The organism is Clostridium taeniosporum, assembly GCF_001735765.2.
GTDB lineage: Bacteria > Bacillota > Clostridia > Clostridiales > Clostridiaceae > Clostridium > Clostridium taeniosporum.
This window is the reverse complement of sequence record NZ_CP017253.2, coordinates 1662550-1683111: the sequence shown is the minus strand read 5'-3', so window position 1 is coordinate 1683111 and position 20562 is coordinate 1662550. Positions and strand designations below refer to the sequence as shown.

Genomic DNA, 20562 nt, shown 5'->3' with positions numbered 1-20562 from the left:
GATTGGAATTACAAATAAATCTAAAAGGGAAAAAAGAACCATTAATATTTAAAGGTGATAGGATAGATATTTTAGATATGGAACTTCAAGGAAACAAATATAAACAAATAAGATATTTTAGAAAAGGATTTTCTAAGTCAGAATATATAGAATCTTCTTTAATAACAAAAATGAGGGAAATAAATAAGTAATTTATAAATGGTGATAATTTATGATAAAACAAGTTTTAATGGAAGGATTCAATAATAGTATAAGTGGAAGAAACAGAGTAAAAGCTGAAGCTATACTAAAAAATGATTTAGTAAAAGACATAAAAATAAATGTAGATGATCATATGATAAGTATATTATCTTCTGTAATATCAGAAAGTCTTTTTAATGAATATTCATGCAAGATAGAGATGGATAGTAAAACTAAAGAGGTTATAGGAACATATTGTAGTTGTGAAGATTTTGAAAAGAAGGAGTTTTCAAAAGATAATTATTGTTGCAAACATTTAGTTGCATCATTTTATTATTTTTTAAATAGGTTAGATAATAATGAAAATCTAAAAGAAGAATTGTTGATGTTACAAAAAAACAAAGATGATAATTCTAAGGTATTTTCAAAAAATTCACAATCTCAAGATATATTAAGTTCCTTATTAGATGATAATAAAAATAGGATTAAATTTGAAATAACTTTAAATAGAAATACATGGTCTTCAAAACTTCAAGCAGAATTTAAAATAGGTCTTAAAGATGTTAATAATAAAATGTATGTACTAAAAGATATAAACCAGTTTTTAGTATGTATGTACAATAAAATGCCTATTAAGTATGGAAAGGACTTTATTTTTGATATAAGAAAACAAAGTCTTTCATTTAATGATAGAAGACTTATTAAATTTATCTATAGATTAAGTGAAAGAGAAAATCTAAAAAGTTCATTTAGAAGAAGCCAAGATAAAATTATAAATGGAAAAACTTTAACTATTCCAGATATTTTGGTTAAAAGCTTTTTAGATATAATAAAAGATCATAGAGTATACTTAGGTGATGGCTTCTTCTGTAGAATAATTGATTCTGAAATCCTCTATGAAGATATACCTGTTCCATTTTCTTTAATTGAAAAAGGAAACAATATTATATTAGAAGTTCCAAGTGGAATACCAGAAGCTCTTACACAAGATGAAGATGTCTTTCTTTATGGAACTTCAATATATGTTCCATCTATAGAACAAAGTGAAAGGTTATCTCCATATTTAAAAGTATTTAATAATACTCAAAGTATTTCTTTTAATAAGAATGATGAAAAGAGAATATTAAAAGAATTGATACCTTCTATACAAAATGTTAGTAGTATTTTAAACTTATCTAATAAAATACAAAATAAGGTGGTAATAGCTCCAGTTGTATTTAAATTTTATTTTGATAAAGATAGGGAAAATATTTATATGACTTTAAAAGTTTCATATGGTGGGTATGAATTTAATTATTTTGAAGAGTTTAAGGATAAAATTATATATAGAGATTCAGAAAAAGAAAAAGAAGTATATAAACTAATAAAAAGATATGGATTTGAAGATGTTAATAATAAGTTTTTATTTTTAAAAGATGATGATTATATATTTAAATTTTTCAGATATGATATAGATAAATTTCAAAATTATGGAGAAATTTTTTATTCTGAAAATTTTAAGGGAATAAAGAAAATATCAAAATCAGATTTTAGAGGTGACATTAGAAAAGGAAAATTTGATTATTTCGAATTTGAATTTTTAATAGGAGATATATCTAAAGAAGAGACAAGTAATATTTTAAGAAGTTTTAGAAATAATTTGAAATATTATAAATTAAAAAATGGAGAATTTTTGGATTTAGAAGATGAAAATTTAAAAGATATTTTAACACTTCTAGACAATTTACTTTTAGAGGATAAGTTAAATAATAATAAGATTGATTTATATAAAAATAAAACTATTTATTTAGATGAATATTTAGAAGATAAAGATTTCAGATTTATAGATGGCAGAGATACAATTAGTGAAATAAGAAATAAAGTCCATAATATAAAAGATAAATCTTTTCAACCTCCATATGGAATTCAAGCAACATTAAGAGAATATCAAAGAGATGGTTATAATTGGTTTAGGTCTTTAGAATATTTAGGTTTTGGTGGAGTTTTAGCAGATGAGATGGGACTTGGTAAAACACTTCAAACAATAGTTTTCTTATCATCAAGAAAAAATTCACATACACTTATAGTTGCACCAACATCTCTTATATATAATTGGTTTAATGAATTTAAAAAATTTGCTCCACATATAAGTGTATGTATTGTAAATGGAAATAAAGAGACACGTAAAGATCAAATTGAAACATATAATAACTATGATGTTATTATAACAACATATAATCTTTTAAGAAGAGATTTAGAATTATATACTATGGTATTTGACTATTGTATTTTAGATGAAGCTCAAAATATCAAGAATCCTTCATCGCAAAATGCAAAAGCTGTTAAAAATATAAAATCAAATTCTAACTTTGCTCTTACAGGTACACCTATAGAAAATTCTTTAATGGAACTTTGGTCAATTTTTGATTTTATAATGCCTGGTTATCTTTTTGATGAAAAAAGATTTATGAGTAGATACTATAGAAGATTAGAAGAAGAAAAGGAAATTCTTGTGGAATTAAATAGACTTGTTAAACCATTTATATTAAGAAGATACAAAAAGAATGTTATTAAAGAATTACCTGATAAAATAGAAAAAAGATTGATTATACCTTTAAGTGATGAACAAAAGACAGTATATAAAACATATTCTGAATATGCAAAAGATTTAATAAAAAAGAAAGTTGAAGATGATGAATTCAAAAATAGTAAAATAGAGATATTATCTTATATAACTAAATTAAGACAGATTTGTTTAGACCCGTCTGTAATTATGGAAAATTATTTAGGAACAAGTGGCAAAATAGATGCACTTTTAGAGATATTAGATCATAGTATAAGTGCAGGACATAAAATTTTAGTATTTTCTCAATTTACATCTATACTTAAAAATATAAGTAATTTACTTAAAGAAAACAATATTCTATTTTCTTATTTAGATGGATCTGTATCTTCTATGAATAGAATAAAAATGGTTAATGAATTTAATACTGGAGAAAATAATGTATTTTTAGTATCTTTAAAAGCTGGAGGAACAGGTCTTAATTTAACTAGTGCAGATATAGTAATACATTTTGATCCTTGGTGGAATCCAGCAGTAGAAGATCAAGCAACTGACAGAGCACATAGATTTGGGCAAAAAAATACTGTGGAAGTGATTAAACTTATAGCACAAGGAACAATTGAAGAAAAAATAATAGAATTACAAGATACTAAGAGAAAACTTATAGATAAAATCTTAGGTGATGATTTAAATATGGGATCATTTATAAATACGTTGAGTGATGAAGAAATTGTTAACTTATTTAACTAAAAATAATAGTATAATTATATATTCATTTATTTTAAAAATTATATAAATTAGTACTTTTTTATCTACATTAAACTTTTATAAACACATAATTTAAACATAAAAAAATATAGTAGACAATGTAGTCAATATTTGGTTACATTGTCTCTCTTCTTATACAAAACTTTAAAGAAGAATATCCATTTAAAATCTTTAACCAGTTAAGTTATAGATTTTAAAAAATTTTTGTTAAGAGTTTAAAAGTAGGTGATAATGTGCAAAATTTAGATATTATAAATTATTTAAGAGAAGTTAACACAGTATCAATAATAGCTAGGTTGACTCTTGCAACTCTTTGTGCTGGAATTCTTGGAGCTGAAAGAGGAAGAAGAAATAGACCTGCTGGCTTTAGGACACATATCTTAGTATGTATTGGAGCTACTATTATAATGACTACTAATCAATATATGACTGATATATTAAGTTTACCAGGTGATGCAAGTAGGATGGGTGCTCAAGTGATAAGTGGGATTGGATTTTTAGGAGCAGGTACAATAATGGTAGTAGGTAAAAATCAAGTAAAAGGTCTTACAACAGCAGCAGGTCTTTGGGCATGTGCTTGTATGGGACTAGCTATTGGAATTGGTTTTTATGAAGGCGCTATAATAACATGTATATTTTTAATGGGAGTAGTTACTGGCCTTCATAAACTTGATGAATATATGCAAACTCATTCTAAAACCATTGATATTTATGTTGAACTTAACGATATTAAGGGAGTTATGAATTTTATGACATGTGTAAAGCATGATGGAACTAAAATATTTAATATTGAAATTAGAAATAACAACAGTGATAAGAAGGTTATTGCCTTAACTATGACATTAAAACTTAATGAAAGTAAAAATCATATGGAATATATTTTAGATCTTCATAATATAGAAGGTGTTTGTATGATTGAAGAAATGATATGAATAGATAAAAAGCAATGAAAGGTTTAATTTTTTTGAATCTTTTATTGCTTTTTTATTTTATTCAGTTGTAAAATTATTCAAGAATTTTGAACTATTATAAAAAGTTAAATATTTATAGTATAAAATATATGATATACTATAAATTAATTAAATATATGAAGAAAATAATGTATTATTTTTTGAAAATTACAACAAAATACATGATAGTAGAGCCTTTAGTAATATTAATAAGTATTTAATTAACAGTTACTTAAAAATTCAATTGATAAACTATAGAAGTATTAAGCAATTAAATCTACAAATATATAATCGCTCATATTAGATTACAAAAGTTGTATTAACTTAGGAGGCTTAAATATGAAAAAAATATTAAATATTGCTCATAGAGGATTTAGTGGGTTTTATCCTGAAAATACAATGATTGCCTTTGAAAAAGCTATAGAAGCTGGATGTGATGGAATAGAAACTGATGTACAATTAACTAAGGATGGGTATGCAGTAATATGTCATGATGAAGAACTTGATAGAACAACAACAGGTACCGGATTAATTAAAGATTATACTTTAGAAGAGTTGAAAAAATTTGATGCTGGAATAAAATTTGGTAAAGAATTTAAAGGATTAAGAATACCAACATTAGAGGAATTTTTAAAGTATGTTAGCGATAAGAACATTATAATAAATATAGAAATTAAAAATAGTATAATTGATTATGAAAATATAGAGAAAATAATTTATGATTTAATTGAAAAATACAAATTAGAAAAAAGAGCTATAGTATCTACTTTTAATCACTATTCAGTAAGAAGATGTATAGATTTAAATAATAATATAAAGACAGGTGTATTATACTGTGATTGTATATTTGAGCCTTATAATTATGCAAAAATAGTAGGTGTAAATGCCATTCATCCAGGGTACAATAATGTAAATAAGGAAATAATAAAAAAAGCACATGATAATAATTTGAAGGTAAATGTATATACCGTTAATGACAAAGAAGATATGAAAAAAATGATTAAATTAGGTGTAGACGCAATAATAACTAATTATCCTGATTTATTAAAAACATTGATGTAAATAAAAAATTTTATAAAGACATATTATTTTTATTGTAAATTTATGTATTAAATGATAAAATGATTTTGGGTGGTATCTTAATAGAACCTCACCAGAATTTTCACATTTAATTTTTAGCAACTCATATCTATATGAATGAGATTGAATTAGGATGTTGTATCACACTAAATTTTTAGGAGGTGATACTATTAAAATAGGATTTATTGGTCCTGGGAAGGTAGGCGTATCTCTTGGACGCTACTTTACTCATAAAGGGATTAACGTAACTGGTTTTTATGGAAGAAATTTAGAAAATACTATAAAAGCAGCTAAATCAACTAAATCAAAAGTTTATTGTTCTTTAAAGAATATTATAGAAGAAAGTAATATTTTATTTATTACAACACCTGATGATACAATTTCAATTATAGACACTGAGATATCTAGTTTTAATTTTAATTTAAAAAACAAATCTATTTGCCACACAAGTGGTTCATTATCGTCAAATCTATTAAGTAATGTAAAACATTCTGGTGCATTAACCTATTCTATACACCCAATATATGCATTTTCAAGTAAAAATACTGATTTAAAGGAATTAGAAAACATTTATTTTTCTATTGAAGGAGAAAATATTAATGAGAATGATGAAATAATAACTCTTATGAAAATTTTAAATAATAAGTATTTTGTAAGAAGTATAAATACCTATTCATCATATCATTTAGCAACTGTATTTGTTTCAAATTTGGTTTTATCTTTGTTAGAAATAGGTACAAACTATTTTAAAGAGTTCGGTTTGAGTGAAAAAGAAGCTCTAGAAGCTTTAAAACCTTTGATAATGGGCAATATTAACAATATTTTTGCAGAAGGATTTGTTAAATCTTTAACAGGACCTGTTTCCAGAGGTGATATTACTCCTATACAAAAGCATCTATCTGTATTAAGAGAAGATCATAAAAATGTATACAAAGAGCTGTCACTTAATTTGTTAAACTTAGTAGCTTTAAAAATGTCATTAAAAACTGATAATACTGCACATGAAAAAAACAAAGAATTAGAATTAAAAAATCTACTTGAAAATTCAAATGAATACAAATATATATACAAAATATTAGGGGGAATAGAGTTATGAAAAACTCAGTAGCAACATTTCAAGAATTTAAAAATAAAGGTAAAAAAATAAGTATGCTTACAGCTTATGATTATTCTATGGCTAAAATAATTGATGAAAGTGGTATTAATGGAATTTTAATTGGTGATTCTCTAGGAATGGTTATAAAAGGAGAAGATAATACACTTTCAGTAACTGTTGATGAAATAATTTATCATACTAAAGCTGTAAAAAAAGGAGCAAAAAAATGCTTTAATAGTAAGTGATATGCCATTTCTCTCTTACCATACTTCTGTTGAAGATGCAATTAAAAATGCTGGAAGAATGGTAAAAGAAGGTGGAGCTAATGCTGTTAAACTTGAAGGTGGAGCTAATGTAATTAAACAAATAAAAGCAATAATTGATGCACAAATACCAGTAATGGGACATCTCGGTTTAACACCTCAATCTGTAAATGCTTTTGGTGGCTTTAAAATACAAGGTAAAAGTGAAGAGGCTATTAAAAAACTTATAGAGGATGCAAAACTTATAGAGAAAGCTGGAGCATTTGCTATAGTGCTTGAATGTATTCCTAAAAAAGTGGCAGAAATTATAACAAAAGAAGTATCTATACCAACTATAGGAATAGGTGCGGGAAATAAGTGTGATGGACAAATTTTAGTTTATCAAGACATGTTAGGAATGTTCAATGATTTCATACCAAAATTTATTAAACAATATGCAAATATGGGAAGTCAGATGAGAGAAGCAATTCAAGTTTATATTGAAGAAGTTTGTGAAGGTTCATTCCCTGAAGAAAAACATAGCTTTAAAATAGATGAAAAAGAATTACAAAAATTATATTAATGAAGATTAGGGGTATAAGTTATGTTAATAAAAGAGATAAATGAAATAAGAAAAGTAATAAAAGAATGGAAAAAAGAAGGATTAACTGTTGGATATGTCCCTACCATGGGTTTTTTACATGAAGGTCATAAAAGTTTAATAAAAAGAGCAGTAAAAGAAAATGATAGAGTAATTGTTAGTGTATTTGTTAATCCTACTCAATTTGGCCCTAATGAAGACTATGATAGTTATCCAAGAGATATTAATAAAGATTTAAAACTATGTGAAAAAACTGGAGCTAATATAGTCTTTAATCCTAATCCAGACGAAATGTATTTTGATAATAGATCAACAACTGTAAGTGTTTCAGGGCTTACTAATGTTCTTTGTGGCTTAAAAAGACCAGGACATTTTGATGGAGTTTGTTTAGTTGTTTCAAAGTTTTTTAATATAATTACACCAGATAGAGCTTATTTTGGACAAAAAGATGCTCAACAAGTAGCTGTTATAAAAAGAATGGTTAGAGATCTAAGTATAGACATTGAGATAGTAACTTGTCCTATTATTAGAGAAGAAGATGGACTAGCTAAAAGTTCAAGAAATACTTATCTTTCAGAAGAAGAAAGAAAAGCAGCATTAATATTAAGTAAAAGTCTTTTAAAAGCAAAAGAAAAATTAGAAAAAGGGGAAAGAAATCCCCAAATAGTTAAAAGTATAATAAAAGATTTAATTAATAGTGAACCATTGGCTAAAATAGATTATGTTGAATTAGTTGATGATGATTCATTAGAAAATATTGAATATATAGATAAGAATATATTAATAGCTATTGCTGTTTACATTGGAAAAACAAGACTTATTGATAATTTTACATTCAATATAAAAAAAAGAATGGTATTTTAGTAAAATGCTATATATGTATAAGTTAAAGATAAAATAAGAATTAAACTTCGGGGGATTTAAAATGATACTTAATATGTTAAAAGGGAAGATACACAGAGCAACAATAACTCAAGCAGAACTTAATTATATGGGGAGTATAACTATAGATAAAACTTTAATGGAAGCTGCTGGGATTTTAGAAAATGAAAAAGTTCAAATTGTTGATAATAACAATGGTGTAAGACTTGAAACTTATGTTATTCCTGGAAAAAGAGATTCAGGAATCATATGTTTAAACGGAGCTGCTGCAAGACTTGTTCAACCTGGGGATCAAGTAATAATAATTGCTTATGCGCAAATAGAAGAAAGAGAGGCTAAAATATATAAACCTAAAGTTGTATTTGTAAATGCTGATAATACAATAAAAGAAATAACAACTTACGAATCTAATGAATAAAATAAAATTATAATGTTAAAATATATAAGAGGTCTTAAAACTACCTATAATGTATGAATAATTAACCCAAATAACTGCTTATGTTTATAAATAAGCAGTTATTTTTAATATGTTTAAATCATTTTAGAAAAATATTTTTTTAATTATATAAAATCTATTTTGTATAAATATATAAGATTTACTAAAAATACAAGAATAATAAGAATTTCCACTTCTAAATAAATTCAATTTTGAAAGGAGAAAATTAAGTATGTTTGTTCCAAAAAGGATACTATTTGAAAAAGGTAGTTTAGATTATGAAATAGGTAAAAAAATATATAATACTTTTAAGAATAATAAAAATATTGAGATTATAAATATATCTGGAAATAGGATAAAACCACATATTCCAGGAAATGATACTTATAACTATTATAGAGAAGGTAAAAACACTTTAGTTGTTGGCATTAAAAAAAGTTTTAAGTTTCAGTCATGTAAACCATCAGCTCATTATCAATTACCTCTTCTATCTGGATGTACAGGACATTGTCAATATTGTTATCTTAACACTAATTTAAGTACCAAACCATTTGTTAAAGTTAATGTGAATATAGAGGATATTTTAAATCAAGCAAAGAAATATATCATTGAAAGAAATCCTGATATAACAATATTTGAAGGTGCAGCAACTTCAGATCCTATTCCAGTAGAACCATATACTAATTCTTTGCAAAAGGCCATTGAATTTTTTGCCAATGAAGAAAATGGGAGATTTAGATTTGTTACTAAATATAATGATGTTGATACTTTATTAAATATAGATCACAAAGGAAAAACAGAGATTAGATTTACTTTAAATACAAACAAGGTTATAAATGACTTTGAAAATAGAACAGCTTCTTATGATTTAAGACTTGAGGCATGTGAAAAAGTTGCAAAAGCTGAGTATCTAACTGGATTTATAATAGCTCCAGTATTTTTATATGACAATTGGAAAGAGGATTACAATGAACTTCTTATAAAATTGCATGATAAGATGCCTAAAGATTTGAAATCCACACTATCATTTGAAATTATAACACATAGATACACACCAAGAGCAAAGAATGTTATAAATGAAGTATTCCCAGATAATACTTTGCCAATGAATGATGAAGAACGTAAGTATAAATATGGTCAATTTGGATATGGAAAATACGTTTATACCAAAGAACAGTTAGAAGAAGTTAAATCGTTCTTTAAATATAAGATAAACGACTTATTTAAAAATAGTATTATAAAGTATATTATCTAAAAAGATCTTCCATTTTATTTTGGAAGATCTTTTTATCTTTATATTTATGATTTTCTCTAAATTTTAAAAAATATATAATATTATATTGAGATTATGTACGCGTATTAATATACATGTACAATTTTAGAGGGAATGATTTCTCATATTAATTAATTTAAAAGTTTTTAGATGGAAGATTATAATTGTGATGAAAATTCATAAATTTTTGATTACTAATGCCCCCTATGATAAAATAAGATTTGATTTTAAGTTTAAAATTAGGTAACTATATATACCTAATTAAAAGGAGGAAATTTATTATGGCTTTAACGCCAATGATGGTAGAGTACATGAAAACAAAAGATGAATATAATGATTGTATTCTATTTTATAGATTAGGTGACTTTTATGAAATGTTTTTTGATGATGCAATAACTGTATCCAGAGAACTTGAACTTGTTTTAACAGGTAAAAATTGTGGACTTGAGGAAAGAGCACCTATGTGTGGAATTCCACATCATGCAGCTGCTGCTTATATCCCAAGACTTATTTCTAAAGGATATAAAGTTGCTATATGTGAACAGCTTGAAGATCCAAAACAAACTAAAGGAATAGTAAAAAGAGGAGTTGTAAAAGTAGTAACTCCTGGAACATTTGTAGATAATAATTCTAATTTAGAAAATGATAATACATATTTAATGGTAATATTTGAACAGGAAGATAAATTTGGAATAGCTACATCTGATATAAGTACTGGTGAATTTAAAACTACATCTTTTAATAATATTAAGATGAGCTTACTTGATGAAATATCAAAGGTATCTCCTAAAGAAATAATAGTAGATATTAATATAAGTGAAGATTTATTAAATGAAATAAATAATATACTACCTGCTCTTATAACTAAAAAGGATTTTAATGAATTTTTAGTTTCTAAAGAAGAACTTCTAAATCAGTTTTCAGATTTAGAAGTAAGTGGATTGTCTAAAGAAAGAGAGATTCCAAGTAGGGTACTTCTTAAGTATATAAATGAAACTCAAAAAATGAGTTTAACTAATATAAATTTATTAGAACAATATGAGATTATAAATTATATGACTATAGATGGAAACTCAAGAAGGAATTTAGAACTTACAGAAAGTATAAGAGAAAAAACTAAAAAAGGATCTCTTCTTTGGGTACTTGATAAAAGTGCTACATCTATGGGGGGAAGAACTTTAAGAAAATGGATTGATGAACCTCTTATTGTTAAAGAAGAAATTGAAAAAAGATTAAGTGGTGTTGAAGAGGCATTTAATTCAATAAGTTTTAATGAAGATTTAAGAAGTGCTTTAAAAGAAATCTATGATATTGAACGAATAGTTGGTAAAATATCTAATAAAAATGTTAATGCTAAAGATTTATTATCACTTAAGTCTTCTTTAAATAAGCTTCCTTATATCAAAGAACTTTTAAAAAATGCAAGTTCTATTCTTTTAAAAGAATATTATAAAAATTTAGATGAATTAACAGATGTTAAAGAATTACTAGATATATCTATTAAAGAAGATCCAGGTTTAGGATTAAAAGAGGGAAATATAATAAAAGATGGATATAATAGTTTAGTGGATGAGTTACGTCAAAGTAAACTTCATGGGAAAGAGTGGATAGCTGCTTTAGAAAATAGAGAACGTGAATTTACTGGTATTAAATCTTTAAAAGTTGGTTATAACAAAGTATTTGGATATTATATAGAAATAAGTAAATCAAATTATAATGCCATTCCAGAAGGTAGATATATAAGAAAACAAACATTAGCTAATGCAGAAAGATTTATAACAGAAGAGCTTAAAGTAATGGAAAATAAAATTTTAGGTTCTGAAGAAAAACTTATTAATTTAGAATATTCTTTATTTGTGGAAGTAAGAGAAAAAATTGAAAAAGAAATAAGTAGATTAAAAAAGAGTGCGAGAATAATAGCTGATTTAGATGGTATTTCTACTTTGGCATTAGTTGCGTTAGAAAATGATTATGTAAAACCTAATATAAACAAAGATGGAATAATTGAAATAACAGATGGAAGACATCCAGTTGTTGAAAAAGTAATTGATAAAGGTGAATTTGTATCAAATAATACTGAGTTAAATCAAAGTGATAAAGAATTATTATTAATTACAGGTCCTAATATGGCTGGTAAATCTACTTATATGAGACAAGTGGCATTAATAACATTAATGGCTCAAATAGGATCTTTTGTACCAGCAGCTAGTGCTGATATATCTATTTGTGATAAGATTTTCACAAGAATTGGAGCATCAGATGATTTAGCAGGTGGAAAATCTACATTTATGGTTGAAATGTGGGAAGTTTCTAATATTTTAAAAAATGCAACAAGTAATAGTTTAGTCTTACTTGACGAAGTTGGAAGAGGAACTTCAACTTATGATGGACTTTCTATTGCATGGGCTGTTATTGAGTATATAACTAAAAATAAGGATTTGAGATGTAAGACTTTATTTGCAACTCATTATCATGAACTCGTTAAACTTGAAGGAGTTTTACCAGGGGTTAAAAATTATTCTGTAGCAGTTAAAAAATTAAAAGATAGTGTAGTCTTTTTAAGGAAAATAGTAGAAGGTGGCGCAGATGAATCATATGGTATTGAAGTTGCAAAGCTTGCAGGACTTCCTGATAATGTTATTAATCGTGCTAGAGAAATTCTTAATGATTTAGAAGATAAAAATACATTTGATATAAATAAGGTTTCATCTTCTACAGTAGATTCATATGAAGAAAAAGAAATTGCTGTTGATTGTACCAAAAATGAAGATAGAATAGTTTCATCTAAAAATACAATTATACAAGAAAATGATTATGATAAAGAGAAAATTTTAAAAATAGAAAATCAAAATATAGAGTATAGAGAAACCATAGAGTCTTTAAAAGTGGAAATTAAAGAGTTAAAAGAAGTAAATAGTAAGAAGCATAATAAAAATAATAAGGATGTTTCTAGGGATAACATGCAAATTAACTTTGAATTTATAGAAAAAGAAAGTTTTATAAAAGAACTTAGTGAAGTAGAAATATTATCACTTAATCCTATGGAAGCTATGAATGCTTTATACAAATTAGTTACAGAAGCAAAAAAATTTCAATAATAAAAAGAGGAGATAAATTTATGAATTGTGGTTGCAGTCTTCCATTAGAATGTCCAAAATGTAAAGAAATGTTAGTTAGAAAGCGTAAAATAGATGGAACATATATAATAATCGAGAGAGTTTGCCCTAATTCTCAATGTAATTATATAATTAGAGAAGATAACATTTTTAATGATGATATAAATTAAAAAATTTTATAATAAAAATGTATAAAAAGATTGCCCTAGAATGTTTTGAATATTCAATTCGTTTTAGGGCAATCTTTTAATGATAAAAAATTCAATGTAAACATTGACAAAACATATACGTATAAGTTATTATTTAATTACAACATGTACGTACATGTATAAAAAGGAGGTAAAATAATGGCTAAGTATAGTAATGAAGTTAAACAATTATTAGAATACATAGGTGGAAAAGAAAACATAAGTGCTGTTTCACATTGTGCGACAAGAATGAGATTTGTTTTAAATGACACATCTGTTGCTGATGAAGAAAAAATTAAAAAAATAAAATCTGTTAAAGGTACATTTACTCAAGCTGGACAATTTCAAGTTATTATTGGAAACGATGTAGCAGTATTTTATAACGAATTCACAGCATTAGCTGGAGTTGAAGGAGTTAGTAAGGATAATATAAAAAGTTCAGCTAAATCAAACATGAATATCGTTCAAAAAATGATGGCAAATATAGCAGAAATATTTTCACCGTTAATACCTGCAATTATAGTAGGTGGTCTTATACTAGGATTTAGAAATATCATTGGTGATATTAAAATGTTTGAAAACGGTACAAAAACTCTTATTGAAGTATCACAATTTTGGGCAGGAACTCATAGCTTTTTATGGTTAATTGGTGAAGCAATATTCCATTTCTTACCTGTTGGGATTACATGGGCTGTAACTAAGAAAATGGGGACAACTCAAATACTTGGTATAGTACTTGGTATTACATTAGTATCACCACAGCTTTTAAATGCTTATGCAGTTGCTGGAGCTGATACAATTCCATTTTGGGATTTTGGTTTTGCCAAAATAGATATGATTGGTTATCAAGCACAAGTTATACCTGCTATTTTAGCTGGATTCTTGTTAGCATATCTTGAAAAAGGAGTTAGAAAAATAGTTCCTTCTTCAATATCAATGATATTAGTACCATTTTTTGCTTTAGTACCTACTGTTTTAATAGCTCATACAGTTCTTGGACCAATAGGTTGGACTATTGGAGCTTGGGTATCATCAGTGGTTTATGGTGGATTAACTTCATCATTTGGAAGTATATTCGCTGCAATATTTGGATTCCTTTATGCACCACTTGTTATAACTGGATTACATCACATGACTAATGCAATAGACTTACAATTAATGGCTCAATTTCAAGGAACGTCTTTATGGCCAATGATAGCTTTATCTAATATAGCTCAAGGGTCAGCTGTTTTAGCTATGATATATCTTCAAAGAAAAAATGAAGAAGAAAAACAAATAGCAATTCCAGCATGTATATCAGCTTACCTTGGAGTAACTGAACCTGCATTATTTGGTATTAACATAAAATATAGATTCCCATTTATATGCGGAATGGCAGGATCAGCTATAGCAGCTATAATATCTGTTTCAACAGGAGTAATGGCAAACTCTGTAGGAATTGGTGGATTACCTGGTATTTTATCAATTCAGCCACAACACATGCTTATGTTTGCAGTAGCAATGGTTGTTGCTATAGTAGTTCCATTCATATTAACTTTTATAGTTGGAAAGAAAAAACTAGGCTAGTTAAACTAGCAAATAATAATTTTAAATTGGAGGAATTAGCAGTATGCAAGACTTTAAAAAAAGTACTGTCTATCAAATATATCCTAAATCATTTAACGATTCAAACGGAGATGGAATAGGCGATTTAAACGGAGTAATAGAAAAACTAGATTATTTAAAAGAATTAGGGATTGATTATATTTGGCTTACTCCTTTTTATGTATCACCTCAAAATGATAATGGATATGATGTAGCAGATTATTATAATATAGATCCTTTATTTGGAACTAATGAAGATGTTGATAAACTTATTAAAGAATCAGAAAAAAGAAATATTCATATAATGCTTGATATGGTATTTAATCATACTTCAACAGAACATGAATGGTTTAAAAATGCTTTAAGTGGAGATAAAAAATTTAAGGATTTTTATATATTTAAAAAAGGTAACAATGGTAAACCTCCAACTAATTGGGAATCAAAGTTTGGAGGAAATGCCTGGGAATATGTAGATAAATTTGATGAATACTATTTACATCTATTTGATAAAACACAAGGGGATTTAGATTGGACAAATCCAGAAGTTAGAAATGAAATATATAAAATAGTAGACCATTGGATAAAAAAAGGTGTTAAAGGATTTAGATTTGATGTTATAAATTTAATTTCTAAGCCAGAAAAATTTGAAGATGACATTCTTGGAGATGGAAGAAGATTTTATACAGATGGACCTAATATACATAAGTATTTAAAAGAATTAAATAAAAATACTTTTGGAAAACATGACAATATAATAACAGTTGGTGAGATGTCTTCTACAACCATAGATAATTGTATTAAATATTCAAATCCAGAAGAAAAAGAACTATCTATGGTATTTAATTTCCATCATTTAAAAGTAGATTATAATAATGGTGATAAATGGACACTTATGGATTTTGATTTCAAATTACTAAAAAACATTTTTAAAGAATGGCAAGAAGGTATGGAAAAAGGGAATGGATGGAATGCAGTATTTTGGTGTAATCATGATCAGCCAAGAATAATTTCTAGATTTGGAAATACAGATAAATATCATAAAGAAAGCGGAAAAATGCTTGGAACTTGTATTCATCTAATGAGAGGAACACCTTATATTTATCAAGGTGAGGAATTTGGTATGATAAATCCTAACTTTAATTCTATAGATGAATATAGAGATATCGAATCAAAAAACTATTATGATATTTTAAAAGAAAATGGCGTTGATGAAGAAAAAATATATAAAATATTAGCTTCAAAATCAAGAGATAATTCAAGAACACCTATGCAATGGAATGCTGAAAAAAATAGTGGATTTTCAACTGGTTCTCCTTGGATACCTGTAGGAAAATCTTATAAAGAAATAAACGCAGAGAATGCATTAAAAGATGAGGATTCTATATTCTACCATTATAAAAAACTTATACAAATTAGGAAAAAATATGATGTAATTTCTAATGGATCTTTTAAAATGATACTTGAAGAACATGAAAAAGTGTTAGCTTATACAAGAGAATATAAGAATGAAAAATTAATAGTTTTAAATAATTTCTATGGTGAAGAAACTGAAGTGTTATTACCACAAGAATTAATAGGCAATAATAAAATATTAATTTCAAATTACAAAGATAGTATGGATTTAAATAATAAAATTTCACTTAGACCATATGAATCTATTGCTTATATCGTTGAGAATTAAGTCAAAGTTATGTTAAAATATTAATGGTGATAAATAATGGGTAGTAAATATTTTAATATATATAGTGAAATTGCAAATAGAATAGAAAATGGAATATATAAAGCAAATGATGAAATTTCTTCAGAAAGTGATCTTATGAAAGAATATAGTGTTTCTAGAGATACTGCAAGGAAAGCATTAAAATTACTTGAGGAAAACGGATATATACAAAAAATCAAAGGTAGGCGTTCTTTTGTATTAGATATAAATAAATTTGATTTTCCTGTATCAGGTGTAGTTAGTTTCAAAGAAATTGCAGATAAACTAGGACCTAATTCTAAAACTAAGGTTGAAGTTTTGGAATGCATTGAACCAAATGAAAATATTATGAAAAAATTAGAATTAAAATCTGAAGATAAAGTTTGGAAAATAATAAGGTCTAGAAGTATTAAAAATGAAAAAATAATTTTAGATAAAGATTATTTAGTACAAGAATTTGTTGAAAATATTACTGAAGAAATATGTGAAGAATCCATTTATAAGTATATTGAAGATGAATTGGGATTAAAAATAGCTTATGCTAAGAAAGAAATAACTGTTCAATTTGCTACAGAAGAAGATAAAAAGTATTTGAACATGAAAAATTTCAATATGATAGTGGTTGTAAAAAGTTATACTTATTTAGATGATACAAGTCTATTTCAATATACAGAATCTAGACACAGACCGGATAAATTTAAATTTGTAGACTTTGCAAGAAGACGTAAATAAAATTAAAATGATTAGTTAAGTAATACAAGAACTCTTAGGTGTTAATTTCTTTAAAAATACCTAAGGGTTTTTGTATTTGTATATTTAAATTAGATTTGTTATTACTAGTTAAATTGGATATAATACATTTGAAGAAACTTTAAACAAAAGAATTATAAATAAATATGTATTATAATAAATTATATTTTATTTGATTATTAATGTAAATACTTATAAGGGGGGTGCACTATATGAAAAGAATTAATATATTAAATGAAGATACAGCAAATAAAATTGCAGCAGGAGAGGTTGTAGAAAGGCCTGCATCTGTAGTTAAAGAATTAGTAGAAAACGCCATAGATGCAAACTCTGAAAATATATTAATAGAAATAGAAGAGGGTGGAAGTTCTTTAATAAGAATTATAGATGATGGTGATGGAATTTATAAAGAAGATATACATAAAGCTTTCATGCCTCATGCTACAAGTAAAATAAAAGAATCTGAAGATATATATAGTATAAGTACTTTAGGCTTCAGGGGAGAAGCACTACCATCTATTGCATCAGTAGCTAAGGTTAATTTAAAAACCAAACAAGAAGATGAAGAATTTGGTTATGAAATAACAATTGAAGGTGGAAAATTTTCAAAAATTACAGAGTGTGGAATTAATAAAGGAACTATAATAGAAGTAAAAGATTTGTTTTTTAATGTTCCTGCAAGAAAGAAATTTTTAAAAACAACATCTAAAGAATCATCTTTGATTAATGATATTATAACTAGAATAGCTTTATCTAATCCTAATATTAGCTTTAAACTATTTAATAATGGTAAGAAAGTTATTCATACATATGGAAATGGTAATATGAAAGATGTAATAAGAACTATATATGGGAAAAATATAGTTGAAAATGTATTATATTTTGAAAACACATGTGATATAGCTACAATTTATGGTTATGTGGGAAAAGAAGAAATTGCACGAGGTTCTAGAAACAACCAAAGTATTTTTGTAAATAACAGATATATAAAGAATCGAAGTTTAGGAATTGCTGTAGAGCAAGCTTTTAAATCATTCTCCACTATAAATAAGTTTCCTTTTTTTATATTATTCATAGAAATATATCCAGAATATATAGATGTAAATATTCATCCAACTAAATCAGAAGTAAAATTTAATGATGAGAGATTTATATTTAAAAAGATATTTGGTGCTGTTCATGCATCTTTAAAGGAAGAAGTTTTTGATAAATTTTCAATACCTGAAGAAGAGGAAAATAAAGATAAAAATAAAAACTCAAGTTTAAATATAGAAGAAATTACATTTAAAATAGAAGAAGAACAGGAAAAAGTTAAATATAACATTAACAATTTAGCACAAAAGAACATATGTTCTGACAACGGTAATAATAGCATAAATAAGCATATTTATGAACAAAAATCTATTGAAAATACACAAATTAATGAGAATACACCTGAAAGTATAGAAATTCCTATTGATTTAAAAGGTGAAAATATTAAATTAGATGTCCATAGTGATGATAAAAATAATATAAATCTGGTTTATGATAAAAATGAACTTAAATATACTACAATAAATGAAACTGATACTTCATGTGAAAATCTAGATAACAAATATATTAAACATGAAATAAATACTGGAAAAATTGAAAAAGAAGAAAGAAGTCCAAAATTTCCTGCTATAAGAATTATAGGTCAATATAATAAAACTTATATATTAGGGGAATATGTTGGAACTCTTTATATGATAGATCAACATGCAGCTCATGAAAAAATAATGTTTGAAAAATATTTAAATGATATAAACTCAGGAGAAATAATAATTCAGCCTTTAATGATACCAACAGTAATAGATTTAAGCATAGATGATTATTCGTATTTTGAAGAAAATAAGGATGTATTTAAGGAAGCGGGTTTTGCTATTGAAGATTTTGGTGGTACGTCTATTGCATTAAAAGAAGTTCCATATTTTTTAGGGAAACTTAAGCCTAGAAATTTATTCTTAGAAATACTAGATAATCTTAAAAATCTAGGTTCTGGTAAAACTACTGAAGTAAAACATAATGCTATAGCAACTAAAGCTTGTAAAGCAGCTGTAAAAGGAAATGATCCATTAAGTGAATTAGAAATGGTTAAATTAATTGAAGAATTAAGATATATAGATGATCCATTCCATTGTCCTCATGGAAGACCAACCATTATTCAATTTACTAGTACAGATATAGACAAAAAGTTTAGGAGGATTATTTAATAATGAAACAAAAGATTTTAGTTCTTGGAGGACCTACAGCTGTAGGAAAGACAGAACTTTCAATAAAACTTGCTGAAAAATTAAATGGAGAGATAATATCAGCAGATTCAATGCAAATATATGCAAATATGGATATAGGTTCTGCTAAGGTTACAAAAGAAGAGATGAGAGATGTAAAACATCATATGATAGATATCCTTTCACCAGAAGAAGAATTTTCAGTTGCAGATTTTAAAAATAGAGGAGAAAAAGCTTTAAAAGAAATTATAAATAAAAAAAAGCTTCCTATGATAGTTGGAGGTACTGGATTATATATAAATTCTTTAACATGCAATGTTACTTTTACAGAAGCTGAAAAAGATGAAGAATACAGAACTTATTTGGAATCATTAGCAGAGGTAAATGGTAATAACTATATTCATGAAATGCTTAAAGAAATAGATGAAATAAGTTATAAGGAAATACATCCTAATAACAGAAAAAGAGTAATAAGGGCATTAGAAGTATATAAACTTACTGGAAAGCCATTTAGTTCTTATAACGTAGGAAATGACTTTTATAAAACAGATTATGATATACACTATTATGTATTAACTATGGATAGAGAAAAATTATATAATAGAATTAACAAAAGGGTAGACATAATGATAGAAAAAGGACTTATTGATGAATGTATAGAACTAAAAAAACTTGGATATACTGCAAATATGCAATCGATGCAAGGTATAGGCTATAAAGAAATACTTTATTATTTAGATAAAAAAATATCATTAGAAGAAGCTATAAATTTAATAAAGCAAGGTTCAAGGAATTATGCTAAAAGACAATTGACTTGGTTTAGAAGAGATCCTAGATGTATTTTCTTAGATAAAGATCTTTTATCTGATGAGGAAATATTAAGTAAAATTGTTGATGACATAACAAATAACTAGGTTTATAATAAT

General features: G+C 25.9%; 15 protein-coding genes and 1 pseudogene. All 16 read left to right on the top strand.

Translation table 11 applies throughout. The annotated features are described in order from the left end of the window. Positions 1–2: 2 nt before the first annotated feature. A complete protein-coding gene (locus BGI42_RS07810; protein WP_069679787.1) occupies positions 3–191 on the top strand; it encodes a hypothetical protein in 189 nt (62 codons plus the stop codon). A gap of 20 nt (positions 192–211) precedes the next feature. Then, positions 212–3472: a DEAD/DEAH box helicase gene (locus tag BGI42_RS07805; RefSeq protein WP_069679786.1), complete on the top strand. Its 3261-nt coding sequence runs from the start codon at positions 212–214 to the stop codon at positions 3470–3472. A gap of 251 nt (positions 3473–3723) precedes the next feature. Further along, positions 3724–4422, top strand: coding sequence for an MgtC/SapB family protein (locus tag BGI42_RS07800; RefSeq protein ID WP_069679785.1), 699 nt, complete (start codon positions 3724–3726; stop codon positions 4420–4422). Positions 4423–4779: 357 nt separating this feature from the next. Beyond that, complete coding sequence (locus BGI42_RS07795; RefSeq protein ID WP_069679784.1) at positions 4780–5502, top strand: glycerophosphodiester phosphodiesterase; 723 nt, start codon at positions 4780–4782, stop codon at positions 5500–5502. Between the two features lie 151 nt (positions 5503–5653). Further along, positions 5654–6616 (top strand): Rossmann-like and DUF2520 domain-containing protein, encoded by a 963-nt coding sequence (locus tag BGI42_RS07790; RefSeq protein WP_069679783.1) that lies wholly within the window; start codon positions 5654–5656, stop codon positions 6614–6616. Then, positions 6613–7441, top strand: a pseudogene (gene panB / locus BGI42_RS07785) (3-methyl-2-oxobutanoate hydroxymethyltransferase). The gene BGI42_RS07790 and the pseudogene panB overlap by 4 nt, the downstream one beginning before the upstream one ends. 21 nt (positions 7442–7462) lie before the next feature. After that, complete coding sequence (gene panC / locus BGI42_RS07780) at positions 7463–8323, top strand: pantoate--beta-alanine ligase (RefSeq protein ID WP_069679781.1); 861 nt, start codon at positions 7463–7465, stop codon at positions 8321–8323. A gap of 61 nt (positions 8324–8384) precedes the next feature. Beyond that, on the top strand, positions 8385–8759 hold the full coding sequence (panD, locus tag BGI42_RS07775) for an aspartate 1-decarboxylase (RefSeq protein ID WP_069679780.1): 375 nt from the start codon (positions 8385–8387) through the stop codon (positions 8757–8759). 250 nt (positions 8760–9009) lie between these two features. Beyond that, entirely contained in the window at positions 9010–10032 is a 1023-nt protein-coding gene (splB, locus tag BGI42_RS07770) for a spore photoproduct lyase (protein ID WP_069679779.1), read from the top strand. A gap of 299 nt (positions 10033–10331) precedes the next feature. Next, a complete protein-coding gene (gene mutS / locus BGI42_RS07765) occupies positions 10332–13148 on the top strand; it encodes a DNA mismatch repair protein MutS (RefSeq protein WP_069679778.1) in 2817 nt (938 codons plus the stop codon). Between the two features lie 20 nt (positions 13149–13168). Continuing rightward, the gene (locus BGI42_RS16225; RefSeq protein WP_192875365.1) at positions 13169–13336 is read left to right on the top strand and encodes a hypothetical protein; all 168 of its coding nucleotides are present in this window, start codon (positions 13169–13171) and stop codon (positions 13334–13336) included. Between the two features lie 177 nt (positions 13337–13513). Next, positions 13514–14920, top strand: coding sequence for a PTS system trehalose-specific EIIBC component (gene treP, locus BGI42_RS07760; RefSeq protein WP_069679777.1), 1407 nt, complete (start codon positions 13514–13516; stop codon positions 14918–14920). Positions 14921–14963: 43 nt separating this feature from the next. Then, positions 14964–16619: an alpha,alpha-phosphotrehalase gene (gene treC, locus BGI42_RS07755; protein WP_069679776.1), complete on the top strand. Its 1656-nt coding sequence runs from the start codon at positions 14964–14966 to the stop codon at positions 16617–16619. A 36-nt stretch (positions 16620–16655) separates the two neighbouring features. Next, positions 16656–17369, top strand: coding sequence for a trehalose operon repressor (gene treR, locus BGI42_RS07750; RefSeq protein WP_069679775.1), 714 nt, complete (start codon positions 16656–16658; stop codon positions 17367–17369). A gap of 230 nt (positions 17370–17599) precedes the next feature. Then, complete coding sequence (mutL, locus tag BGI42_RS07745) at positions 17600–19618, top strand: DNA mismatch repair endonuclease MutL (RefSeq protein WP_069679774.1); 2019 nt, start codon at positions 17600–17602, stop codon at positions 19616–19618. A gap of 2 nt (positions 19619–19620) precedes the next feature. Beyond that, positions 19621–20550, top strand: a complete 930-nt coding sequence (gene miaA, locus BGI42_RS07740) for a tRNA (adenosine(37)-N6)-dimethylallyltransferase MiaA (RefSeq protein ID WP_069679773.1) — start codon at positions 19621–19623, stop codon at positions 20548–20550. The last annotated feature ends 12 nt before the right edge of the window (positions 20551–20562 follow it).